This is a genomic window from Streptomyces sp. NPDC003393 (genome assembly GCF_053589015.1).
In genome coordinates this window covers 1-20,509 of record NZ_JBSFRB010000060.1, presented here as the reverse complement: position 1 = coordinate 20,509, position 20,509 = coordinate 1, and the positions used below count along the sequence as shown (strand labels likewise).

The 20,509-nt window shown below is 71.6% G+C and carries 18 protein-coding genes and 1 pseudogene; 8 read left to right on the top strand and 11 right to left on the bottom strand.

Translation table 11 applies throughout. The features are described 5' to 3' along the window. Positions 1–117: 117 nt before the first annotated feature. Positions 118–510 carry an SgcJ/EcaC family oxidoreductase gene (locus ACWDUZ_RS35795; RefSeq protein WP_451636002.1) on the top strand — a complete coding sequence of 131 codons (393 nt, stop codon included), beginning with the start codon at positions 118–120 and terminating at the stop codon, positions 508–510. 54 nt (positions 511–564) lie between these two features. On the opposite strand, the gene ACWDUZ_RS35790 is transcribed toward ACWDUZ_RS35795, so the two are convergent. Then, on the bottom strand, positions 565–1,758 hold the full coding sequence (locus ACWDUZ_RS35790) for a serine hydrolase domain-containing protein (RefSeq protein WP_451636001.1): 1,194 nt from the start codon (positions 1,756–1,758) through the stop codon (positions 565–567). Positions 1,759–2,069: 311 nt separating this feature from the next. On the opposite strand from ACWDUZ_RS35790, the gene ACWDUZ_RS35785 reads away from it, so the two are divergent. The 3 genes from ACWDUZ_RS35785 to ACWDUZ_RS35775 all read left to right on the top strand — a co-directional run bounded on the left by ACWDUZ_RS35785 (position 2,070) and on the right by ACWDUZ_RS35775 (position 4,646). Continuing rightward, complete coding sequence (locus tag ACWDUZ_RS35785) at positions 2,070–3,356, top strand: sensor histidine kinase (RefSeq protein ID WP_451636000.1); 1,287 nt, start codon at positions 2,070–2,072, stop codon at positions 3,354–3,356. Beyond that, the gene (locus ACWDUZ_RS35780) at positions 3,353–4,021 is read left to right on the top strand and encodes a response regulator (RefSeq protein WP_451635999.1); all 669 of its coding nucleotides are present in this window, start codon (positions 3,353–3,355) and stop codon (positions 4,019–4,021) included. The genes ACWDUZ_RS35785 and ACWDUZ_RS35780 overlap by 4 nt, the downstream gene beginning before the upstream one ends. Positions 4,022–4,313: 292 nt before the next feature. After that, positions 4,314–4,646, top strand: a complete 333-nt coding sequence (locus tag ACWDUZ_RS35775; protein WP_451635998.1) for an STAS domain-containing protein — start codon at positions 4,314–4,316, stop codon at positions 4,644–4,646. Positions 4,647–4,734: 88 nt separating this feature from the next. Here ACWDUZ_RS35775 and ACWDUZ_RS35770 read toward each other — a convergent pair whose 3' ends face one another. From ACWDUZ_RS35770 to ACWDUZ_RS35735, 8 genes are all read right to left on the bottom strand, one after another. After that, positions 4,735–5,556 (bottom strand): MIP/aquaporin family protein, encoded by an 822-nt coding sequence (locus tag ACWDUZ_RS35770; RefSeq protein WP_451635997.1) that lies wholly within the window; start codon positions 5,554–5,556, stop codon positions 4,735–4,737. A gap of 80 nt (positions 5,557–5,636) precedes the next feature. Continuing rightward, complete coding sequence (locus ACWDUZ_RS35765) at positions 5,637–6,494, bottom strand: patatin-like phospholipase family protein (protein ID WP_451635996.1); 858 nt, start codon at positions 6,492–6,494, stop codon at positions 5,637–5,639. Then, positions 6,494–7,486: an alpha/beta hydrolase gene (locus ACWDUZ_RS35760; protein ID WP_451635995.1), complete on the bottom strand. Its 993-nt coding sequence runs from the start codon at positions 7,484–7,486 to the stop codon at positions 6,494–6,496. The genes ACWDUZ_RS35765 and ACWDUZ_RS35760 overlap by 1 nt, the downstream gene beginning before the upstream one ends. Before the next feature lie 138 nt (positions 7,487–7,624). Then, a complete protein-coding gene (locus ACWDUZ_RS35755) occupies positions 7,625–8,392 on the bottom strand; it encodes a histidine phosphatase family protein (protein ID WP_451635994.1) in 768 nt (255 codons plus the stop codon). A gap of 237 nt (positions 8,393–8,629) precedes the next feature. Next, positions 8,630–9,052: a universal stress protein gene (locus tag ACWDUZ_RS35750; RefSeq protein WP_451635993.1), complete on the bottom strand. Its 423-nt coding sequence runs from the start codon at positions 9,050–9,052 to the stop codon at positions 8,630–8,632. A gap of 31 nt (positions 9,053–9,083) precedes the next feature. Next, positions 9,084–10,358, bottom strand: coding sequence for a YbfB/YjiJ family MFS transporter (locus ACWDUZ_RS35745; RefSeq protein ID WP_451635992.1), 1,275 nt, complete (start codon positions 10,356–10,358; stop codon positions 9,084–9,086). Positions 10,359–10,544: 186 nt separating this feature from the next. Next, positions 10,545–11,339 carry an aquaporin gene (locus ACWDUZ_RS35740; RefSeq protein ID WP_451635991.1) on the bottom strand — a complete coding sequence of 265 codons (795 nt, stop codon included), beginning with the start codon at positions 11,337–11,339 and terminating at the stop codon, positions 10,545–10,547. A 592-nt stretch (positions 11,340–11,931) separates the two neighbouring features. After that, positions 11,932–12,900, bottom strand: coding sequence for a pirin family protein (locus ACWDUZ_RS35735; RefSeq protein ID WP_451635990.1), 969 nt, complete (start codon positions 12,898–12,900; stop codon positions 11,932–11,934). Positions 12,901–13,456: 556 nt separating this feature from the next. On the opposite strand from ACWDUZ_RS35735, the gene ACWDUZ_RS35730 reads away from it, so the two are divergent. Further along, the gene (locus tag ACWDUZ_RS35730; protein WP_451635989.1) at positions 13,457–14,803 is read left to right on the top strand and encodes a serine hydrolase domain-containing protein; all 1,347 of its coding nucleotides are present in this window, start codon (positions 13,457–13,459) and stop codon (positions 14,801–14,803) included. On the opposite strand, the gene ACWDUZ_RS35725 is transcribed toward ACWDUZ_RS35730, so the two are convergent. Next, a complete protein-coding gene (locus ACWDUZ_RS35725) occupies positions 14,740–15,129 on the bottom strand; it encodes a hypothetical protein (RefSeq protein WP_451635988.1) in 390 nt (129 codons plus the stop codon). The two genes, ACWDUZ_RS35730 and ACWDUZ_RS35725, sit on opposite strands and share 64 nt — an antisense overlap. A 419-nt stretch (positions 15,130–15,548) precedes the next feature. On the opposite strand from ACWDUZ_RS35725, the gene ACWDUZ_RS35720 reads away from it, so the two are divergent. Together ACWDUZ_RS35720 and ACWDUZ_RS35715 are read left to right on the top strand one after the other, a co-directional pair. Then, on the top strand, positions 15,549–17,762 hold the full coding sequence (locus ACWDUZ_RS35720) for an MMPL family transporter (RefSeq protein WP_451635987.1): 2,214 nt from the start codon (positions 15,549–15,551) through the stop codon (positions 17,760–17,762). 191 nt (positions 17,763–17,953) lie between these two features. After that, on the top strand, positions 17,954–18,733 hold the full coding sequence (locus ACWDUZ_RS35715; protein ID WP_451635986.1) for an alpha/beta hydrolase family protein: 780 nt from the start codon (positions 17,954–17,956) through the stop codon (positions 18,731–18,733). A gap of 104 nt (positions 18,734–18,837) precedes the next feature. Here ACWDUZ_RS35715 and ACWDUZ_RS35710 read toward each other — a convergent pair whose 3' ends face one another. Next, complete coding sequence (locus ACWDUZ_RS35710; RefSeq protein ID WP_451635985.1) at positions 18,838–19,614, bottom strand: nitroreductase; 777 nt, start codon at positions 19,612–19,614, stop codon at positions 18,838–18,840. Here ACWDUZ_RS35710 and ACWDUZ_RS35705 point away from each other — a divergent pair. Beyond that, positions 19,568–20,371, top strand: a pseudogene (locus ACWDUZ_RS35705) (TetR/AcrR family transcriptional regulator); the annotation flags it as partial. The gene ACWDUZ_RS35710 and the pseudogene ACWDUZ_RS35705 sit on opposite strands and share 47 nt — an antisense overlap. Between the last annotated feature and the right edge of the window lie 138 nt (positions 20,372–20,509).

Below are 20,509 nucleotides of genomic sequence, written 5' to 3'. Positions count from 1 at the left end.
CACACGGGTCGGACGCACATCACCGCCCGGCAGATGCGGCTCCGGTCAGGGCGTGTCCGGGCCATCTCGATGGATGGCCTTGACCTCAAGTCGGCTTGAGGTCTCAGGGTGATCCGCATGAACACCGAAACCGCAGACATCAAGGCCATCGAACAGGTCGTGGCCACGGTCGAGCGCACCCAGCGTGCCAAGGACGTCGAGGGGTTCCTCGCGCTCTTCCATCCCGAGGCCCTCTGGACGACCGCCCACGGCAAGGTCCTCATCGGCTTCGACGCGATCGCCGAGTTCACCCGCGCCGTCCTGCCCGACGCGAGCTGGGACGGCGAGGTCACCTACGAGGCAGTGCACACGCAGTTCCTGCGGCCCGACGTGGCGGCTGTCAAGGTCCGGCAGCTCTACCACTCGGCAGAGGGCGACACCGAGGGCGCCCCTCTCTACGTCATGACCAGGCAGGGGGACGGGAGCTGGTTGCTGCACGCCTGCCAGAACACCGAGGTGCGGGTCGGTTGAGGACCTGTCCGAGCGATCACGTACGGAGCCGGATGACCATGGCTCCCGGACGAGTCAGGAGGTGGGGATGTCGTAGACGTTCTTCGGGGTCACGATGTCGGTGACCGCCTTGGCGAACTTCGTGCTCAGCGACTTGCCCTCGGAATTGATGTCGCTGGTGGTGTGCACCACGAGCGTGGCCTTTGCCTTGGGGAGGTAGACCATGAGCGTCTGGTAGCCGGGCAGAGATCCGTTGTGCCCGATCCACCCGTGGTTGTCGAAGATGCCCAGTCCGTAGCTGAGGCCCTCCCGGCCCACCGAGAGCATCTTCAGCCGTTCCGCCTGGGTGGCCCGGGACAGCAGATTCCCCTCGGCGAGGGTGGACGCCCAGGACCGCAGATCGTGCAGGTTCGAGATCATCACCCCGGACGCCCCGCCCGGCGGCGCCCAGTTCGTGGCGTCCGTGATCGAGCCGTCGTCCGACGCCTGGTCGGTGTAACCGTGAGCGTGGGGAGCGGGGAATTCGGCGCCCTTGGGCATGAAGGTGTGCTTCAGATGGGCCGGCTTGAGCACGTGCTGGGTCAGGTAGCGGTCGAAGGGCTGTCCGGTGGCCTTCTCGACCACCATCGACAGGAGGATGGTGTTGGTGTTGCTGTACTCGTACTGGGTGCCGGCCGGGAAGGCGACCGGGTGCTTGAAGGCGTAGGCCAGCAACTCCTCGTTGGTGAAAGTGCGGCTGGTGTCGGCGAGGAAGGCGTTCGCGAAGTCCTCGTCGTACAGGGCGTTGAACAGGCCGCTGCGCATCTGCGCGAGGTGACGCAGGGTGATGTGGTGGCCGTTGGGGACGCCGCGCACGTACTTCGAGATCGGATCGTCCAGATTCACCTGCCCGCGGTCGACCAGTTGCAGCAGCGCGGTCACCGTGAAGGTCTTGGTGACACTGCCGATGCGCATGTTGAACCCGGGGGACATCGGTGCGTTGGTCGCCTTGTCCGCGGTGCCGAACGCCCGCACGTAACTGCCCTTGCCCGGCGCCCACAGTCCCACCGTCACCCCGGGTGTGTGCGTGGACTTCAAAACGTCCTTGACGGCGCTGTCGAGCTGGGCGCGGACCTGCGGCGTCAGCGTGCGCATCACCGCTTCCTTCCGGACGCCCCGGTCCGCCGGCGACGGGTGGCCGGCGAAGGCCTGTGCCCCCGCACCGGTCGCCACCACCGTGCCGGCGGCCAGAGCCGCCCCTATCACGGCGAGCGTGCGACGCCGGGTCATGGAGCCAGTACGGCCGCCGGTCGATGAGATGTGGTGCATGCTGCGCCTTTCGATGTGCGGGCGGGCCCCTTGCGGCCCGCCCGGCTTCGTTTCCATCGTGGTGCCGCCGGGCCGGCCGTTCCTCTGGCTCAAGAGCGGTATCCGCTGTCCGTCACAGGGGGGAGATCGCGTCTGCCTCATCCCCCGGCCCCGCGTATCCGGCCACACCGTCCGCAGAACGGGCCAAGACCTCCTTTTCGCGCCGGACGAGGAAATCAGGCGTGCCCTTTCGCCTGTTGCCGAGTCCGTCACGCGCGTAAGAAGGGCTATGGGTGGCTGACATCGGCAGACGATTCGATCTCCTGGGAGAGGCACGCAAGCACGTGCATTTCGACGCCCTCGCCCGGCGCCGGATGCCGCCGGCAGCGGTCGACCTGCTGCTCGCTTCGCTGCTGGGTTTGGCCGCCCTGACTCAGGCCGTCGATCCCGCGCACCCGGCCGGACATGGTCTGGACGCGGTGGGCATCGTGCTGGCCCTGGCGGTGGGGGCGCCCTTCGTGCTGCACCGCCGCCGGCCTGTTGCCGCGCTGGTGGGCGTGGGGGCGGCCGCGGCGCTGCTTCAGGCCCGGCACTCCATCCCCGCGCCGGTCACCGCCGGAGACGCCACCATCGGCCCCGTGCTGCTGGCAGTCGGCGTGGCGGTCTTCCTGACCACCGTCCGCTTTCCGCGCTGTCCGCCTTACCCGCTGCTGGCGGGGACGGCACTGGCGGCGAGCGGCACCGAAGCACTGCTCCTCGGTGCCGACGGCATCGGGTCGGCCCTCGTCGTGGACGTTCTCGTGGTCGCGGCGTGGGCGCTGGGCTGCCTGGTCAGGGCCCGCCGCGCGATGGCGGCCGAGGCACTCGAGCACGCGGCTGCCGTCGAACGGGAGCAGGTCGCGGTGGCCCGTACCGCGGTGGTGGAGGAGCGGGCCAGGATCGCCCGCGAGCTGCACGACATCGTGGCCCACCATGTGAGCCTGATGGTCGTACAGGCCATCGCCGCCGACCGCGTCCAGGCCAACGACCCGGGCAAGACCCGGGAACTGCTCGCGGTCATCGAGGCGACCGGCCGTGCCACCGTCGCGGAACTACGGAGCCTGCTGGATGTGCTCCGCACCGAGGACGACGATGCGGTCAGGGGACGGTCGCCGCAGCCGGGCATCACCGACATTCCCCCACTGATGGACTCACTGCGCGAAGCCGGGCTTCGTGTGGAGTCGACCCACACGGGCCCAGCCCGCCGACTGCCCGCCGGCACCGAACTGACCGCCTACCGCGTGGTGCAGGAAGCCTTGACCAACACCCTCAAACACGCCGGGCACACACGCGCGGCCGTCACCTTTGCCTGGCAGCCGGACCGTCTGACCGTCACGGTGCGCGACGACGGCCCGCGCGCCGGTGCCCCAGCCTCCCGCCCGGTGCCGTCCGGGGGGCACGGCCTGGCGGGCATGCGTGAACGCGTCACCGCCGCCGGCGGCACCCTGCACACCGGTCCGCTGCCCGAAGGCGGCTTCCTGGTCAGTGCCCACCTGCCCCTCACCACAGCTTCGGACAACGAAATGGACCGCTTCCGATGACCGTCACCCGCATCCTCCTCGTCGACGACCAGCCCATGATCCGCACCGGGTTCCGACTCATCCTCGAAGCCGAATCCGACCTGACCGTGGTCGGCGAATCCGGCGACGGATTGGCCGCCGTCGGCGACGCCCGCAGCCTGCAACCGGACGTCGTGCTCATGGACATCCGCATGCCCCGCCTGGACGGGGTGGAGGCCACCCGCCGCATCCTCGACGCCCTGCCGGACACCCGGGTCATCATCCTGACCACCTTCGACGTGGACGAGCACGTTCTGGACGCACTGCGTGCGGGGGCCAGTGGGTTCCTGGTGAAAGACGGCCCGGCCGCCTCCCTGGTCGAGGCGATCCGCACCGTCGCCTCGGGTGAAGCGGTCCTGTCCCCACGGGTGACCAGGCGCCTCCTGCAGCGCTTCGCCGCGCTGCCCGAACCGGCACCCGCCCCGCCGAGCCTGGACGCACTGACCCAACGGGAGATGGACGTGCTGCGCGCCCTGTCCCGCGGTCTGACCAACGCCGAGATCGCCGCCGAACTCTTCGTCACCGAGGCCACCGTGAAGACCCACGTCGCCCACATCCTCGAGAAGTACCGCCTGCGCGACCGCGTGCAGGCCGTCATCCTCGCCTACGACACGGGAATCGCCCTCCCCACGACTCCCACCCCGTAGGGCTCAGCACCGGGCAGGATGCGCCCACCCGGGTCATCCCTGCGGCCGACCTGTGGCTTCGCCACCTCGACCGATGTGCGCCCACGTCGGTCGAGTGCACGCTGGACCAAGTCAACGGCTCCCGCACGGCCGCGGCCAGTGCCGCGTCATGCGTACGGCCGCGAAGATCTCCAGAGGAACAGACTTGCTGACCACGCCTGCACTCGACCGTCCTGCCCCCCGCTGCCCTTCGCTGACCTGGCCGTCCCCCGAGCATCTGCGCATCACGGTGCGCCCAGGGCAGGGGTGCAGCATGCGAGTGTGCCTGAGCGGTGAACTGGACTTCGCCACCGCACCTGCGGTCGGGAGCGCACTCGACTTCTCTTTCAGCCTCGATCACAGCCGGGGTGTGACCGTCGACGCGGCCGACCTCACCTTCATCGACGCGGCCGGGTTGCGTCCCCTCGTCCAGGCCCAGGCGCTCGGCCGGCGACGCGGCCAGTGGCTGCGGATCGCGCCGGTCGGCGCCTCGTTGCGCCAGGTGCTCACCCTGACCCGGCACACTCACCGGCTCCTGGAGTGCACGGCAGCCGACCACGGCGACGACCACCGAACCCTGCCTGTCACGTCGCGGCCTCTGTGGTGATCCGCGACGCCGAGGGTTCCGCATCCCCGACGGTCCCGCGCGTGGTCGAAGGCGAGTTGAAGGCCACGGCGCACTCCATGCCCGTACGTCACGGTGATCGCCGTACGGCGTCGTCGTGTCCGCACAGCCGGTAGGTGCAGGGCTTGGGGACGTCCAGACGCCGCTGGAAGAGGCAGTGGACAGCGGCCCCGAGCGAGGCGCCGATCAGCGGGGCGAGCAGGTAGACCCACAGCAGCCGCGTGCCTCCGGACAGCAGGGCGGGGCCCAGTTGGCGTGCCGGGTTCGCCGAGCCCCCGCTCAGGCCCCCCAGAACGGTGATGATCAGCGCTGTCGCGGCACCGGCGGCGTAGGGCAGCAAGCGACTGATGACAGGGTGGGCCAGGAAGAACCCGACCATCAGGACCACGAGCAGCACGCAGCCGCTTTCCGCGAACATGAGTACGGTCGTGTTCCACGTGGACGCTGGGCGCACGGCGGCGTAGTGCACCGACGACCGGGAGACCACCGGTCCCCAGCACAGCCGTGCCAGTGCGGCACCGGCCACCGAGCCCCCCAGCTGCGCGGCCGCGTAGACCGGTACGTAGCGTCCGGGGAAGGCCCCCATCATCCACAGCGCGAGGCTCATCGCGGGATTCATGTGGGCTCCGGAACAGCGCCCTGGCGGGGAGACGATGAGCAGGACGAGGACGACCCCCGACACGACGGCCACGGCTGCCGTCGCCGCCCGGCTGTCCCTGATGACCAGGGACGAGTCCGGTGACATCAGCCAGCGGACGGCGGTGATCACGCAGTACAGCAGGAGGGAGGTCAGCACGAACTCCCGCGCCGCGTCGGGCAGCCCGTACAGCGGATGGTGGTCCGGAGCGCCGGCAGTGGAGTCCCGCCTGCCGGCGGCTTCTTCCCGAAGCACCTTTCGACCGTACGTCGCAACGGCCCGACCGGCACGCAGGACCGCCGATGGCCGCATCGGCGCATGACGGCGCGAGGTGATCAGGCGGGGGCGGGCCAGAGCAGCCGCAGGGCATCCGCCAGGTGCCGCCCCTGCCGCTGACCCGCGAGGGCCGCGGCCGGCCTGCGCTCGGGATCCAGCGGGTTGGGGCCGAAGGCGTCCAGTGCGGCGTCGTCCGGGGTGATGACCCGTACCTGGCTGTGTGTGCGCAGCAGCGGCACCTCGGCGGCCAGGCCCTCGGCCGCGGGGTTGAGGCCGGGGCCGGTGTCGGGGGCGAGGACCACGACCACGTCGTGCCCCAGGGCGAGGTCGGCGTTGGTCGCGGAGCGGACGCTGCCGTCGACGTAGCGCCGTCCGGCGACGGTGGCCGGCGGCCACACGCCGGGCACCGCGCAGCTGGCCGCGACGGCGGCCTCCAGCGGGACGCCCGAGGTGCGGTCCCAGACGACGAAGTCACCTGTCCGCGCGTCGACCGCCGTGATGAGCAGCCGGCGGTTGGGCCAGGTGCCGACCGGCAGCCGCGCCTTGATGGTGCGCATCCGCTCGGCTTCCGGGACGGTGGGCGCCTCGAGGGCCATGGCGCCGAGCCGGGCCCGGACCTCCCACGCGTCCCGGGCACCCTTGGTCAGCCTGCTGAACGCCGCCGCCGCGGCCTCGGGGTCGAAGGCGGCCTTGACCTCCCCGGTGGTGCCGGCGGGCCTCAGCTGGTCGGCGACGAGCCGGTCGAGGCCGACGCCGCTGGTGGCCTGGACGGCCACCACCGAACCGGCCGACGTGCCGACCACCAGGTCGGCCGCCGCGAGGTCCACCCCCGCTTCCCACACCGCCTGGAGCACCCCCAACTCCCAGGCGATACCCGTCACGCCGCCTCCGCCGAGCACCAGGGCCGTGGACGACATCAGTGCCCTCCCGTCTCATCGGGGGGCGTGGCGAGTGCCTGGGCCAGCACCTGGCCGGCCTGGTTGATCGCTGCCCGGGTGGGAGGACTGGCGGCCAGCGCGTCCTGTGCGGTGAAGGAGTGGATCGCCCCCAGGTAACGGGTCGCGACCACGGGGACGCCCGCCTGGGTGAGCTTGCGGGCGTACGCCTCGCCCTCGTCGCGCAGTACGTCCGCCTCGGCCGTGATCACCAGGGCGGGCGGCAGTCCGGTCAGTTCCTCCAGGCCGGCCCGCAGCGGAGCCGCGGTCGGTTCGTCGCGCACCGAGTGGTCGGGGGCGTAGTGGTTCCAGAACCACTCCATCTGCGCGCGGGTGAGGAAGAACCCGTCCGCGAACTGCCGGTAGGACGGTGTGTCGAAGCCGGCGTCCAGCGCCGGGTAGAACAGCACCTGCTGCCGCAGCCGGGGCCCGCCCCGGCGTTTGGCCAGCAGGGCGGCGGCGGTGGCCAGATTGCCGCCCGCGCTGTCCCCGGCGACTGCCAGCCGGGTTCCGTCCAGGCCCAGCCGCTGCCCGTGCTCGGCGATCCAGGCGGTGGCCGCGTAGGCCTCTTCCAGTGCGACCGGGTAGCGGGCCTCCGGGGAGCGGGTGTACTCCACGAAGACCACGGCGGCACCGCAGGCCTGCGCCAGGTCGCGGGTGGTGCGGTCGTAGGAGAAGCGGTCGCCCAGGACCCAGCCGCCGCCGTGGAAGTACATCACCGCCGGCAGTGAGCCGGAGGAGGGTTCGGGCCGTACGACCCGCACCAGCACCTGCCCGCCGGGTCCGACGGGCAGGTGCTGCTCGCGGATGTGGACAGGCTTGAGCACCGCGTTGGCGGCGCGCTGGCCGGCCAGAGCCCCGGCCCGGGCCTCGGCGGGCGACAGGCTCTCCAGCGGCGGGGCACCGGCCGCCTTCATGGTCGCCAGGAAGCGTTCGGCATGCGGGTCCAGCTGTACGGGCGGGTGAGTGTCCAATGGTTCCTCCATCAGAGCCGGGGGAGTGGTGGGGTGTCAGGAACGATGCACCGGGGCACCTGTGGCGCGGTGCTGGAGCGGTCCGGCCGCGGGACGGGTTCGCTTGGCCGGCGGCCGCGGGGGCACGCCCGGTGGCCTTCAGCCGGGGCCCGGGGCCGCCGGGCCGCGGTCCGGCCGCGGTCCGGATCCGCCCGGTGTGACGAGGGGCCCAGACGCGGAGGCGGCCGTTCCGTCGGGGGTGGCCGGCGGCGGCGGTGGCGCGCCGCTGCCGGGCGAGGCCGCTGACCGGGCCGTCGGACGGGCGTCGAAGGACGGGCTGAAGTTCCAGCCCAGCAGGCTCGGCCGTCCGTCGTAGTGGGCGAGGCGGCCGATGGAGGCGGTGCGCAGTGCCAGGTGCGCCCCGGCCGCCGCGGACAGGCCCAGCCAGCGGGCGGTCAGCAGCCGGATGAGGTTGCCGTGCGAGACGAGGACGACGGGCCGGCCACCGGCCATCAAGCGGCGGGCACGGTCGAGCACGCGATCCGCGCGGGCGGTCACCTCCGGCAGGCATTCACCCGCGCACGCATCCCTGAGGAGCGCGGCGTCCCACACATCGTGGTGGCACGGCCCGCTGCCACAGCGTTCGTCCACGGTGTGCCCGTCGGGCAGCCGGTAGCTCCACTCCCTCAGGCCGGGGTCGATGTCCACCGTCAGGCCGGCCAGCGTGGCGGTGCGGCGCGCACGCAGTGCCGGGCTGCACAGCACGCGGGCGTCGCGGTAGGCCCGCAGATGCGGCAGCAGCAGGCCGGCCTCGCGTTCGCCCGCCGCCGTCAGGTCCGGATCGTCCCGCCCGGTGTAGTAGCGGCGCGCGATGTTCCAGGCCGTCTCGGCATGCCTGACGAGGATGATCTGCTGCTGCTTCGTCATCGTGTCTTCCCCCGCGGCTCCGGCCGCCGCCCGGGGCGGGCGGAGCGGCCGTTGGACGGGACAGCGGCCGACCACGGCCACGAGGCGCCCGAGGAGGCCGGTAGCGGTTCGAAGGGGCCGGGCCCCGTGCCGCCGCCGACGGGCGAGCGCTCGTCGGCGATCCGGCGATGGGGCCCGACGGTGTTCGGGCGGGCGGGGCCGGCATGCTCGGTGACGTGCCCCGTGCGGTCGGACATGTCATCCCTCCGCGGCCGTCAGGAGCACGGCGATCCGGCTCGTGTGGGCGATGGCCTCGCTGACGCTGGGGGCGAACCAGGCGGCGAGACGGCTGCGGTGGTGTGGACTGACGACGATCAGATCGGCGCCGAAGGCTTCGGCGGCCTCGTTCACGGCATGCGCCACATCCGACGTCAGGCCGTCCAGCAGTTCGCCGTCTGCCTGGACGCCGGCCTGCCGCAGGGTCGCGACGGCCGAGTCCAGGACCTGATGGGCGGCTGCGTCGTCCTCCAGGTCGACGACGGTGTCGTAGACCACCTCGGAGGGGTCGATGTGCAGCACGCGGACCTTCGCGCCGGTCGCGGCGGCCAGTTCGGCGGTGACGCGCACCGCGCCGGACGGGCTCGAGGTGCCGTCGACGGCAACCAGGATGCGGTGGAACATGGCGGGTTCTCCTTGAGGTACGAGAGGTCGGTCAGCGCTCGGCGGCGCTCGGGGAGGGGACTGCGGAGGTGGCGGAGACGGCCTCCGGTGTCTCCTGGTGGCGGTGCTCGAGGTTCCGCTCACGCTGGACGAGGGCGACGGCGGCGGAGACGGCGAGCAGGACGACGGACAGCCACAGGCCCTTGGCGATGCCTCCGGAGGAGTCGGACAGCAGGCCGGAGATCAGCGGACCGACCGCCTGACCGACGCTGAAGGCCACCGTCAGCAGGGCGATTCCGGACGTCCAGGCGTGCGCGGGCAGCATACGGCGGGCCAGAACGGTCACGGCGGTGGGCCCGGCCATGAACGAGCCGCCGAAGATGATCGCCGAGGCGATCGCGGCGCCCATTCCGTGCCACAGCAGCACGGGCAGCACACCGACCAGGACCACGACGGACACCAGCGCGGGCGCCATGCCGCCGCGCAGCCGGCCGATGACCCGGCCCCACACCAGCAGTGTCGCCGCCGCGGAGGCCACGCCGAGCACGATGAAGAAGGTGGCGGTGCCCCAGACCTTCATGCCCTGGCTGTGCAGCAGGGCGATGACGAAGGTCATGTAGGACACGTAGCCGGCGCCGAAGAGCACGTACCAGACGAAGAGGGGTGTCATCGGCTTGAGGCCGACGCGGCGGCCGTGGGCGGCGCCGCCCGCCCCCTGCTCGGGTATCCGGCGTGCGGCCCAGGCGGCCGGCCCGATCGCGAGGACGGCGAGCACGCCCATCAGCAGCCACCCGGCCTGCCAGCCCGACACGCCCCAGGCGGTCAGCGCAGCGGGGACCACCACGCCGGAAAGCACCACGCCGATGCCGACCCCGGCCATGTACATCCCCACCAGCGAGGCCGAGCGGGCCTGTCGGCCGCCGCTGTGGACGCGGGAGGCGAGCGCCGAGCCGACGACGAAAGTCACCGCGGTGCTCAGGCCGCCGATGAAGCGCAGGACGGTGAGGCCGGTGAAGTCGCCGGTGGCTCCGGAGGCGAGCAGGGTGAGGGCGCTGATGGCGATGCCCCACACGAACGACGCGCGGGCGCCGAAGCGTCGCGACCACCAGGCGGCGGTGGCGGCGCCGATGATGTAGCCCAGCGCGTTGGCGGTGTTCATCCCGCCGGCCGCCGCGTAGCTCCAGTCCAGCTTCTCGCGCATGGCGGGCAGCAGCAGGGCGTAGGCGAACCGGGTGAAGCCGAGCGCCACCACAGGACCTGCCGCCAGGCCGAGCGCGATCAGGAACTCCGGCCGCTGCTTGGCGGCCGCAGTCGGTGAGGCGGTCATCGCACACGCTCCCAGGCAGTCGAGTCGATCATGACAGGGCCTTTCTCGAACGAAACGGAATGTCGGGGCCAGGCCGCCTCTCGGCGCCTGCACGGGTGTTCAACTTGCGCGGTGTGCGCGGTCATCGCCGTCCGTCGGGCCGTACTGCCCACGGATCGGGCCATCGGCGCGTCCCGCACGACGCGGTCACGGGGCCACGGCACGGGTCACGGCCGGCGCGGCGCCGGGAGCCGGCGGAAGGGAGGGTGGCAGCGGCGGCGCGTGCGGCAGGCGCCCGCGCACCAGGCCGAAGAGCACGGCCCCCACCAGCGGGGCGATGACATACACCGCCAGCCACGCCGGGTCGTGGGAGAACAGCACCGGCCCGAACTGCCGGGCCGGGTTGAAGCTTCCGCCCAGCCACCGGCCGACCAGCAGGATCAGCGCGGCGATCACCGCACCGGCGACCACCGGCAGCCACCGGGCCAGACGGGGCCGGGCCGCCACGAACGTCACCGCGGCCAGCATCACGGCGGTCGCCGCGGCCTCGGAGACGAACACTGCCGCCCACGGCATCCCGTCGGATGCCCGGACGGCGGCGAAGCCGACGGCGGGATCCGTCACGGGCCGGCCCCACAGCAGCCGGCCCATCAGCACGCCCGTGACAGAACCTGCCAGTTGGGCCGCCGCGTACCCGGCCGCATCACGCCCCGGCAGGGCACCCATCAGCCAGAACGCCAGCGACACGGCCGGGTTCATGTGGCCGCCGGAGCGCCGCCCGAACGGCGAGACGATCAGCAGGCCGACGGTGGCACCGCTGACCACGGCGTCCACGGCCAGGCGGCCGCCGGGTGAGGACACCGTGTGCGCCAGGAATCCCCCGGCGCCGAAAAGGTGCCGGAACAAGGTGACCATCACCAGCAGCAGGATCGCGGTCGCCGCGAACTCGCTGAGCCACACACGGCGGCGCCGGCCTTGGTCCGGCCGGCTCTGTGTTTCCACACCATCCTCCTGATCACGGCGACGACGCCCACGCACGACACGCGACGCCCGGTGCGAGCCGATGCCCACGTCCCGGGTGTCTCCGCCTCCCGCTCACGGACGCGGCACGCGGCCGAGCCGAGGAGGGCACCGGACCGTGGGACCCGGTGGTTCCACGGCGGCAACCCGCGCACCGGCCGGTGACATGTCGACCGAGACGGCCGCACTGCCCACGGATCGGGCCACCGCAGTCGGCGCGGGGCCCGCGTCCGCCGCGGCCGGCAGCCGAAGCGAGCCCGTCGGCCCCGGGAGGTGCCGCCCACATCGGCGCGGCACCTCGCACCGCTCTTGCACGGCCGGCGCCACGCTGCGCCGCGCGCTGGAGACCACGGCTGAAGCCCGGCGGAAGCGCAGGGCGAGCTGTACGGCCAGGGCGACCGGAAACGAGGGTTCGTCCGCCGTCCCGCGCGAGGCCGGAGCAGGCGCCGGAGCGTCACCTGCACGTCGGCGCAGTGGTGTTCGCGTACGCGGCCGTCTGACGGTCGCTGAGCCTGCTGTCAGCAGGCCGAACGGTCGGGCAGACGCGACGGCTGGGGGCAGTTCCCGGCCCCCTCTACGGCCTGTTGTCCAGATGAGTCGCGGGAATGTGGCCCATCCTGCCCTTCTGGTAGTCCTCGACGGCCTGATGGATCTCCGCCTCGGTGTTCATCACGAAGGGGCCGTACCGGACGACCGGCTCCCTCAGCGGAACACCCCCCAGCAGCAGCACCTCGAGGTGACCGGTGCGGCCGTGCTGGGACGGCCACGCGTCCACGGTGATGGCATCTCCCGCACCGAAGACCGCGAGTTGCCCCTCCCGCACGGGCCGCCTGTCGGCGCCCACGGCCCCCGCCCCCTGCAGGACGTAGACCATCGCGCTGTACTGCGGATCCCACGCCGTGCGCAGCCGCGCCCCGGGAAGGAGGCTCGCGTGCGCGTACACGATCGGCGTGTAGGTCACACCCGGTCCCTGGTAGCCGCCGAGACCACCGGCGATCAGGCGCACCAGCGCACCGCCGTCGTCGGAGGTCAGCAGCCGCAGCCTGTCCGCCCGGACGTCCTGATAGCGCGGCTGCGCCCACTTGCGGGCTCGCGGCAGGTTGACCCACAGCTGGATGCCGTGGACGAGGCCGCCGGCGGCCAGGATCTCGTCGCTGGGCACCTCGTCGTGCAGGATTCCCGACCCCGCGGTCATCCACTGGGTGTCCCCGTCCGCGATCACCCCTCCGCCACCGTTGGAATCGTGGTGCACCACCTGGCCGTCGATGACATAGGTGACCGTTTCGAACCCGCGGTGCGGGTGCCAGGGCGCGCCTTTGGCCTCGTAGGGGTGGTAAAGCGTCTCGCCTACATGGTCGAGCAGCAGGAACGGGTCCGCGTCGGGCAGCGCGGCGCTCGGGAACGGGCGGCGCACCATGAAGCCCGCCCCCTCCTGCTGCTGGTGCGCGGTGACCACCTGGTGGACGGGGCGGTCGGTGGCGGCAGCGTCGGGGCGCGGGAGGCGGGGGAGGACCAGGAGGTCCTCGACGGTCACGGCCGGCATGGCGGGGTCCTTCGTGGCTGAGGGGCGAGCGACGTCCCGGGCGACGGCGATCCGCTGAGGGGCGCCTGCGAGCCGTCGCCCGGGAAGACCTCGGGCGGGCGGCGTCTCTCAGGGGTTGCGGATCGACGTGAGTCGTCGGCCGGCGGCGGTGCGTCCGGCCGGTCCGATGCGGCGCTCAACGCCGAACCGCCCCGGGACGGTGTGCTCTCGAATCTAGCTGGCAGACAACGGCACTGTCCCTGGCACAATCGGTCACAACGGCCACGCATCGGGACTTGCTGCCGCCGGACCCGCAACCGCCTTCGGCCGAGCAGTTGATGGCGGTCCGTCGCTCGAACCACCGCAGGCGGGCCCTCACCTCTACGGGTGAGACGCGGCCTCGGCCGTAGCGCTGAAGTGGGACGGCCTCTCGTCGGCCAGTCTGGTTCCGCGCCACCTTGACGTCACGCCGTCACCGTCGGAGAGGGTCACCGCCTGACAGGCGGTGACCGACGCGGTTCCGGGCGCTGACGCGATGGCGCAGTGCATCAGACACCCCTGTTCGAGAGGCTTCCCCATGCGTCTACCCCTGCTCGCCGTCACGACCGTGCTGACCGGAGCACTGGCCGTGCCCGCGGCAGCCCCCGCCGTCGCCGCACCGGCCGCGCCTGCCGCCGTCCCGCACCCGACCGCGGTTCATGCGCGCCACGGCGCATGGCAGAAGGCCCTGGACGATCTCGCCACGGCGGGCGCACCCGGCGCCGTCGCCGAGGTGCACGACGCCCGCGGCACGTGGAGAGGCACCAGCGGCAGGGGCGCTCTGGACCGCGTACGACCCCCATTGGCCGACGGACGTTTCCGGGCCGGCAGCGTAACCAAGTCCTTCGTCGCCACCACCGTCCTGCAACTTGTCGACGAGAGGAAGGTGCACCTGGACACGCCCATCGAGCATTACCTGCCCGGCCTGGTTCCGGGTGGGCAGCACATCACCGTCCGGCAGCTCCTCGGTCACCGCAGCGGACTGTACGACTACACCGACTCCCTGTGGAACGGGAACTTCTCAGAGCTCTACCAGGGGCGCTTTCGGCACTGGACGCCCCGGCAACTGCTCGTCGAAGCCTCCCGACATGCCCCCTACTTCCCCCCGGGCACCTCCGGCCACTACTCCAACACCAACTACATCGTGCTCGGCATGCTGATCCAGAAGGTCACCGGCAACAGCGCCGAACAGGAGATCGGCGACCGCATCCTCAAGCCGCTCGGACTGCGCCACACGCTCCTCCCCGGCGACTCGGTTCGCATCCCCGGCCCACACGCACACGGCTACATGCGCCTGAACGGGCCGGACTCCCCGCTCACCGACATCTCCGAGGAGAACATGTCGTGGGCATCGACGGCCGGGTCGCTGATCTCCACCACCCACGACCTCAACCGCTTCTTCGGCGCGCTGCTGGGCGGCCGGCTGCTGCCGCCACACCTCCTGCGCGCCATGCAGGACGCCCGTCCGCTTCAGGGCGGTGCGACCGACTACGGCCTCGGCCTGAGCCGCCTGACCGACCCGGCCTACGGCACGGCGTACGGCCACATCGGCAGCGCCCCGGGATACAGCACCTACAGCTTCACCACGGCCGACAACAGCCGTCAGGTCACCTTGTCACTCAACGTCCTCATCGACTCGCAGAAGTTGAAGACGGCCACGGAGAAGGCGGTGAGGACACTGCTGAGCTCCACCGCCACGTCCCACTGGACGCGATTCCAAGAGATGCCTGCGGAGGGCTGGGGGTGGGCGGCGGCCGAAGCCACCGCGAGACGGTCAGGCGACCGGCTGCCGACTGTGGTTGTCGAGGTGTCAGCGGGCGGTCAGGCGTCAGGGTCGACTTCGGGGTGCGTGAACCGTACGGGCTTGCCCAGCGATCGGGCGTAGGCGATTTCGGTTCGGGTGCTGTCTCCGATGTAGTCGCCGACCACGAGCACCTCATCAGCGAGCCGGATCTTCGCTCGGTGCAGATCGTCGAGTCGAACCTTCAGCGCCTCGGCCTCGACAGGATCGGACCAGAGTACGTGCGGTGACTTCATGTCACAGCCCGGTTTGACGACGATCCTTCCGGCCGCGGTCTCCCGCAGATCGGCCTCGGTCATCTCGGTCATGAAGCGGGTGGAGCCGCAGATCACGACGATGCGCGGGAGACCCAGCTGCTTCTTCGCGTCGGCGAGCCTCTCCTCGGGGGTGAGCAGTGGCGGGTACGACACTCGTTCCTCCTGGTGGTGTGGTCCAAGGGGTGCCTGCGGAGACGAGAACGAGGGTAGTGAAGCAGTCCCGGAGCGGTGCCGCCGTCTCTCGCGTCGTGCGGGCGGGCGGCCATCACCTCAGCCCGTCCGGTGCCGCGGGGGGCCGCCTGACGCCGGCCGATGCTGAGATGGCTCCCGGACTCCAGCATCCCCACCACCATCGCACCGTGCTTGCACAGTGAGGCGCCTGTACGAGCCGGGGAGGCAAGGCGTTGTCGGCTGAAGGGATGAGGCGCGGCGTGGCTCATCCCCAGGACCGAGGTGGAAGTTCGGCGGGTGTACGGACGGCGTCGGCACGGGGGGACTGAAGACTGGACAGGTGTCCTGGCCAGGGCATTTTCCTTCCTGATTGTCACTGATTTCGAGTGGAGCACCGCCGCGTGGCTACCTTCCTGTACAGACTGGGCAGATTTTCCTTCCGGCACCGGGTCGCCGTGGCCGTCACATGGCTGGTGCTCCTCGTCGGGGCCGGTGTCGCGGCGTCCGCGGCGGCGCCTGCCGTCCCCAGTTCGTTCGCGCTGCCGGGGACGGAGGCCCAGCGGGCCATGGATGTGCTGAAGGAACGCTTTCCCGGTACGGACGCCGAGAGCGCGTCGGCCCGGGTGGTGTTCAGGGCGCCGGCCGGGCATCGGCTGACCGAACCGGCGAACCGGGCGCGGATCGAGGCGACGGTGGCCGCGCTGGAGAAGAGTTCCACGCAAGTGGCGTCCGTCGCCGACCCGTTCACCGCCCACACGGTCAGCAAGGACCGCTCGACCGCCTATGTGCCGGTCGCCTACAAGGTTCGGGCGGTGGCGTTGAGTGAGCAGACCAAGACGTCCCTGATGCACACGGTGGAGAAGGCTCGCGACGGGGGGCTGGCCGTGGAGGTCGGCGGCAGTGCCGTGCAGACGGAGGACGCCGGCTCCGGAATGGAGGCGGTGGGCATGGCGATCGCCGCGGTGGTCCTCGTGATCACCTTCGGGTCGCTGGTGGCTGCCGGCCTGCCTCTGATCACCGCGTTGCTGGGCGTGGGCACAGGGGTCTCCGTGATCGGTGCCCTGGCCAACCCGCTCGATCTGGGCAACACGACCTCCACCCTTGCGCTGATGCTCGGCTTGGCGGTCGGTGTCGACTACGCCCTGTTCATCGTCACCCGCTACCGGAGCGAACTGGCCGACGGCCGTGAGCGGGAGGAGGCGGCCGGCCGGGCCGTCGCCACGGCCGGCTCGGCGGTCGTCTTCGCCGGTCTGACGGTGGTGATCGCGCTGGCGGGCCTGTCGGTGGTCGGCCTCCCGGTGCTGACGAAGATGGGCCTGGCCGCGGCCGGAACGGTCGCCCTGGCCGTGGTGGTCGCCCTGACCCTGTTGCCGGCGCTGCTGGCCATGGCGGGCAAGCGGATCGTGGGACGGCGCGCTCGCAAGAGGCCGGCGACCAGAGCGTTCGTGAAGCCGACCGTGGGAGCCCGCTGGGCGCGGTTCGTGCTGCGGCGGCCGCTCGTGGTGTTGGTCACGTCGGTCATCGCCCTGGGCGCGCTGGCCGTACCGGCCGCCTCCTTGAAGCTCGGCGTGCCCGATGAGGGGGCCATGGCGGCGGGCACCACGCAGCGCAAGGCCTACGACATGGTCTCGGACGGGTTCGGCCCGGGCGTCAACGGCCCGCTGACGGTCGTGATCGATGCGAAGGGCAGCAAGGACCCCACCCGCGCGGCCCAGGAGGTCACCTCGACGGTCGGCAGGCTTCCCGGGGTCGCGGCCGTCGGCCCCGCCGCCTTCAACGCGGCGCACGACACCGCGGTCGTCACCGTCGTGCCGAGCACCAAACCCAGCAGCGCGCGGACGGAGAACCTGGTCCGCGCCATCCGTGCCTCCACTGTCGATCTGCGGCACGTCACGGGTGCCCGCACCATGGTGACCGGGCTGACCGGTATGAAGGTCGACTTCTCCGCGAAGATCAACGGCGCGCTGCTGCCCTACCTGGGCGTCACGGTCGGTCTGGCGTTCCTGCTGCTGATGCTGGTGTTCCGGTCCGTGCTCGTCCCGCTCAAGGCCGCCGCGGGATTCCTGCTGTCCATCGGGGCGGCACTCGGCTCGCTCGTCGCGGTCTTCCAGTGGGGTTGGCTGGCCGACGTCGTCGGCGTCGACCAGAAGGGGCCGATCACGAGCACCATGCCGATCCTCATGGTGGGCATCGTCTTCGGACTCGCCATGGACTACGAGGTCTTCCTCGTCACGCGGATGCGCGAGGCGTACGCGGCAGGGCAGACACCGCAGGAGGCGATCGTCGCCGGTTTCCGCCACGGGGGACGCGTGGTGAGTGCGGCGGCGGTCATCATGACGGCCGTCTTCGGCAGCTTCGTCGCCTCCGGCGACCAGTCGATGAAGTTGGTCGGTCTCGGTCTCGCGGTCGCCGTCCTCCTCGACGCCTTCGTCGTCCGCATGGCGATCGTGCCCGCGGTTCTGGCCCTCCTCGGCCCTGCGGCCTGGTGGCTGCCGAAGTGGCTCGGCACACTGCTGCCGGACATCGACGTCGAGGGCGAAGGGCTGCACCGCGCCGGCGGCGCCCGCACGCCTGCCCGGCCGGAGGGAGCCGGCGGCGACCGAGTGCTCCTGTGATCCCGGAGCGTCGGCCCCGGCGCCGCAGGCGGCGGGGCCGACGCAGGGGATCGAAAGGCGGTGACGGTCGGCGTCCGACACTCGGGTTGAGGTATTACATTACAGATATAAACTGTAATGTAATAGGCGAGACCGGAGCCTGCCGTCGTTCCGGCCTGAGGGTGCATCGGAAACAGGGAGGGCACACCCGGATGTCCGGACGCAGCAGCAGAATCCAGTTCACCGGATCGCAGGGCACGCCGCTCGCGGCGCGGCTCGAGCGGCCCGCGGGAACGCCCCGGGCCTACGCCGTGTTCGCGCACTGCTTCACCTGCGGCAAGGACACCTTCGCCGCCGCCCGGATCTCGCGGGCACTGGCGGAGTACGGAATCGCGACGCTGCGCTTCGACTTCACCGGACTCGGCGAGTCCGGCGGCGACTTCGCCGACAGCACGTTCAGCTCCGACGTGGACGATCTGGTGCGTGCGGCCGACCACCTGCGTGACCGCTTCGCGGCGCCCGAACTGCTGATCGGGCATTCGCTGGGCGGCGCGGCGGTGCTCGCCGCGACGCACCGGATCTCCGAGGTCAGGGCGGTCGCGACGATCGGCAGTCCGGTGTCGCCCGAACACGTGGTGCGCAGGTTCGAGGACGACCGACCCGCGATCGAGCGGGACGGTGAAGCGGACGTCGAGCTGGGCGGCAGGACCTTCCGTATCCGCCGGGACTTCCTCGACGACCTCGCCACCCAGCCTCAGCGGGAGCGCATCCGCCGGCTGGGTGCCGCCCTGCTGGTCATGCATTCCCCGGCCGACGAGACGGTGGAGGTGGACAACGCGCGGCAGATCTTCGACACCGCCCGCCATCCCAAGTCCTTCGTCGCGATTCCGGGGGCGGACCATCTGCTCACCGACCGGGCCGACGCCGCGTACGTCGCCACCGTGCTGTCGGCCTGGGCCACGCGCTACCTCGTCGGATCCTGGATCCGATAGCCGCCGTGTTGCGCGTGGCCCTTGCTCGGGAGCAGGCCGCCACCAACGCCCTCCGGGCGGGACGGGGCCGGACGAGGACGACGTCCGACGGGGTGATGAGGCGGTCAGCCGGCTTCGTCTCCGTGGAAGGTCGCGAACGAACCGACGGGTTCGCGCGGGGTGCGCAGCCGGTTCAGGCGGTGCGCGGGGTCGGCGTGGCCGACAGCGACGCCACAGACGATCAGCTGGTCCTCGGGGATCAGCAGGTGCCTGCGCAGCACGGGGGAGAAGTCGATGACGGATGCCTGGGGACAGGTGTCCAGGCCGTCGCCGCGCGCGGCGAGCATCAGGGCCTGCAGAAACAGGCCCGCGTCGACGAGGGCGCCCTGCAGCGGGTGGCGGCTGGTCGTCAGGACGATGCCGACGGGCGCGCCGAAGAAGTCGTAGTTGCGCCGGTGGTGGTCGAGTCGCGCGCCGGTGTCGTCGGCCCGGATCCCGAGCGTGTCGCGGTACAGGCTCTCACCGAAGCGGCGGCGCCGGGACCGGAACGGCTCGCGCCAGCCGTCCGGCTCCGGCTGGTAGGCGTAGTCACGTCCCCGCCCCTCGTCGTCGTCGGCATGGGCCCGCAGGAGGGCTGCGGTGAGTGAGCGTTTCGCCGCCCCGGTCACCACGTGGACGTGCCAGGGCTGGCTGTTGGAGTTGCTGGCGGACCGGGCCGCCAGTGCCAGGAGCCGCTCGATCGTGGCCCGGGGGACGGGTGTCGGCAGGAACGCTCTCACGCTGTGCCGGCTGCGGAGGGCGTCCTCCACCGTCACCGGGATCGCCCCCGGCGCGGGAGTCGGCGCCGTGGCGGGAATGTGCTGCTCGATCGCTTCCACGCGGAGGTCCTCGTCTTCGGTCACGTCACCACGCCCCGTGGCCGGCGTCACGCTAGGAGTCACTTCAGTTACAGTCAAGACCTGTAAAGAAAATGACCCGAGCGCACGCTGTGGGCGCTACGGGCAGCGGACCCGGGTTCGCGTAGTGTGCTGGTGCGGCGGGGGAGCCGAGGGTGGACCCGGCTCGGCCGGCTGGTGCGTCGGAAGGGATGAGATGGCGAAGGCGAAGGCGACGCGTTCCGGTGAGCGGGCCGGAGGGCGCAGGGGGTCGGAGCCGGCGGCACCTGCCGGCGGACGGCCCCGCGACCCGGCGATCGAGGAGGCGATCATCCAGGCCACGCGCAAGCGGCTGGCCACCGACGGCTACTCCTCCATGACGATCGGCGACATCGTCGCCGACGCCGGCGTCACCCGGCCGACCCTTTACCGGCGGTGGGCGAACAAGTACGACCTGGTCATCGACGCCCTGCAGTACGGACTGCGCAAGCAGCGGGAGGCCTATCCCCCGCTGGACATGGACCAGTTGACTCCGCGCGAGGCGCTCGTCGAAGCGGTACGGCGCCTCGACCCCCGTTACCACAACGAGCGGGCCATGGCCCTGCACGGCAACTTCATGGCCGAGGTGGAGCGCGCGCCCGGCCTGCTGGAGCAGTTGCGGGAGCACGGTGTGCGGCCCCGCTGCGAGGAACTCCTGATGACGTTGGTCGCGCTCCAGCGCCGCGGCGCCGTGCGTGAGGACGTGGACCTGGACATGATCGTCACCCTGTGTTTCGGCAGTTACTTCGCCGACTACCTGCGGACCGGCGACGCGGTCGCGGACGACTTTGCGGCGCGGGCGGCATCCTCGCGCTCGGCGCGCTCGCCACGTACGTCATCAACGCACGGCTGCGCCGGCACACCCACGGGATGAACGCCGAGG

Excerpts from the sequence above, each read along its gene's own strand:
- ACWDUZ_RS35775 (WP_451635998.1), top strand. The coding sequence starts at position 4,314 with ATGCGAGTGTGCCTGAGCGGTGAACTGGACTTCGCCACCGCACCTGCG.
- ACWDUZ_RS35790 (WP_451636001.1), bottom strand. The coding sequence starts at position 1,758 with ATGACCCGGCGTCGCACGCTCGCCGTGATAGGGGCGGCTCTGGCCGCC.
- ACWDUZ_RS35735 (WP_451635990.1), bottom strand. The coding sequence starts at position 12,900 with ATGCCGGCCGTGACCGTCGAGGACCTCCTGGTCCTCCCCCGCCTCCCG.
- ACWDUZ_RS35765 (WP_451635996.1), bottom strand. The coding sequence starts at position 6,494 with ATGTCGTCCACGGCCCTGGTGCTCGGCGGAGGCGGCGTGACGGGTATC.
- ACWDUZ_RS35795 (WP_451636002.1), top strand. The coding sequence starts at position 118 with ATGAACACCGAAACCGCAGACATCAAGGCCATCGAACAGGTCGTGGCC.
- ACWDUZ_RS35780 (WP_451635999.1), top strand. The coding sequence starts at position 3,353 with ATGACCGTCACCCGCATCCTCCTCGTCGACGACCAGCCCATGATCCGC.
- ACWDUZ_RS35730 (WP_451635989.1), top strand. The coding sequence starts at position 13,457 with ATGCGTCTACCCCTGCTCGCCGTCACGACCGTGCTGACCGGAGCACTG.
- ACWDUZ_RS35755 (WP_451635994.1), bottom strand. The coding sequence starts at position 8,392 with ATGACGAAGCAGCAGCAGATCATCCTCGTCAGGCATGCCGAGACGGCC.
- ACWDUZ_RS35715 (WP_451635986.1), top strand. The coding sequence starts at position 17,954 with ATGTCCGGACGCAGCAGCAGAATCCAGTTCACCGGATCGCAGGGCACG.
- ACWDUZ_RS35750 (WP_451635993.1), bottom strand. The coding sequence starts at position 9,052 with ATGTTCCACCGCATCCTGGTTGCCGTCGACGGCACCTCGAGCCCGTCC.
- ACWDUZ_RS35745 (WP_451635992.1), bottom strand. The coding sequence starts at position 10,358 with ATGACCGCCTCACCGACTGCGGCCGCCAAGCAGCGGCCGGAGTTCCTG.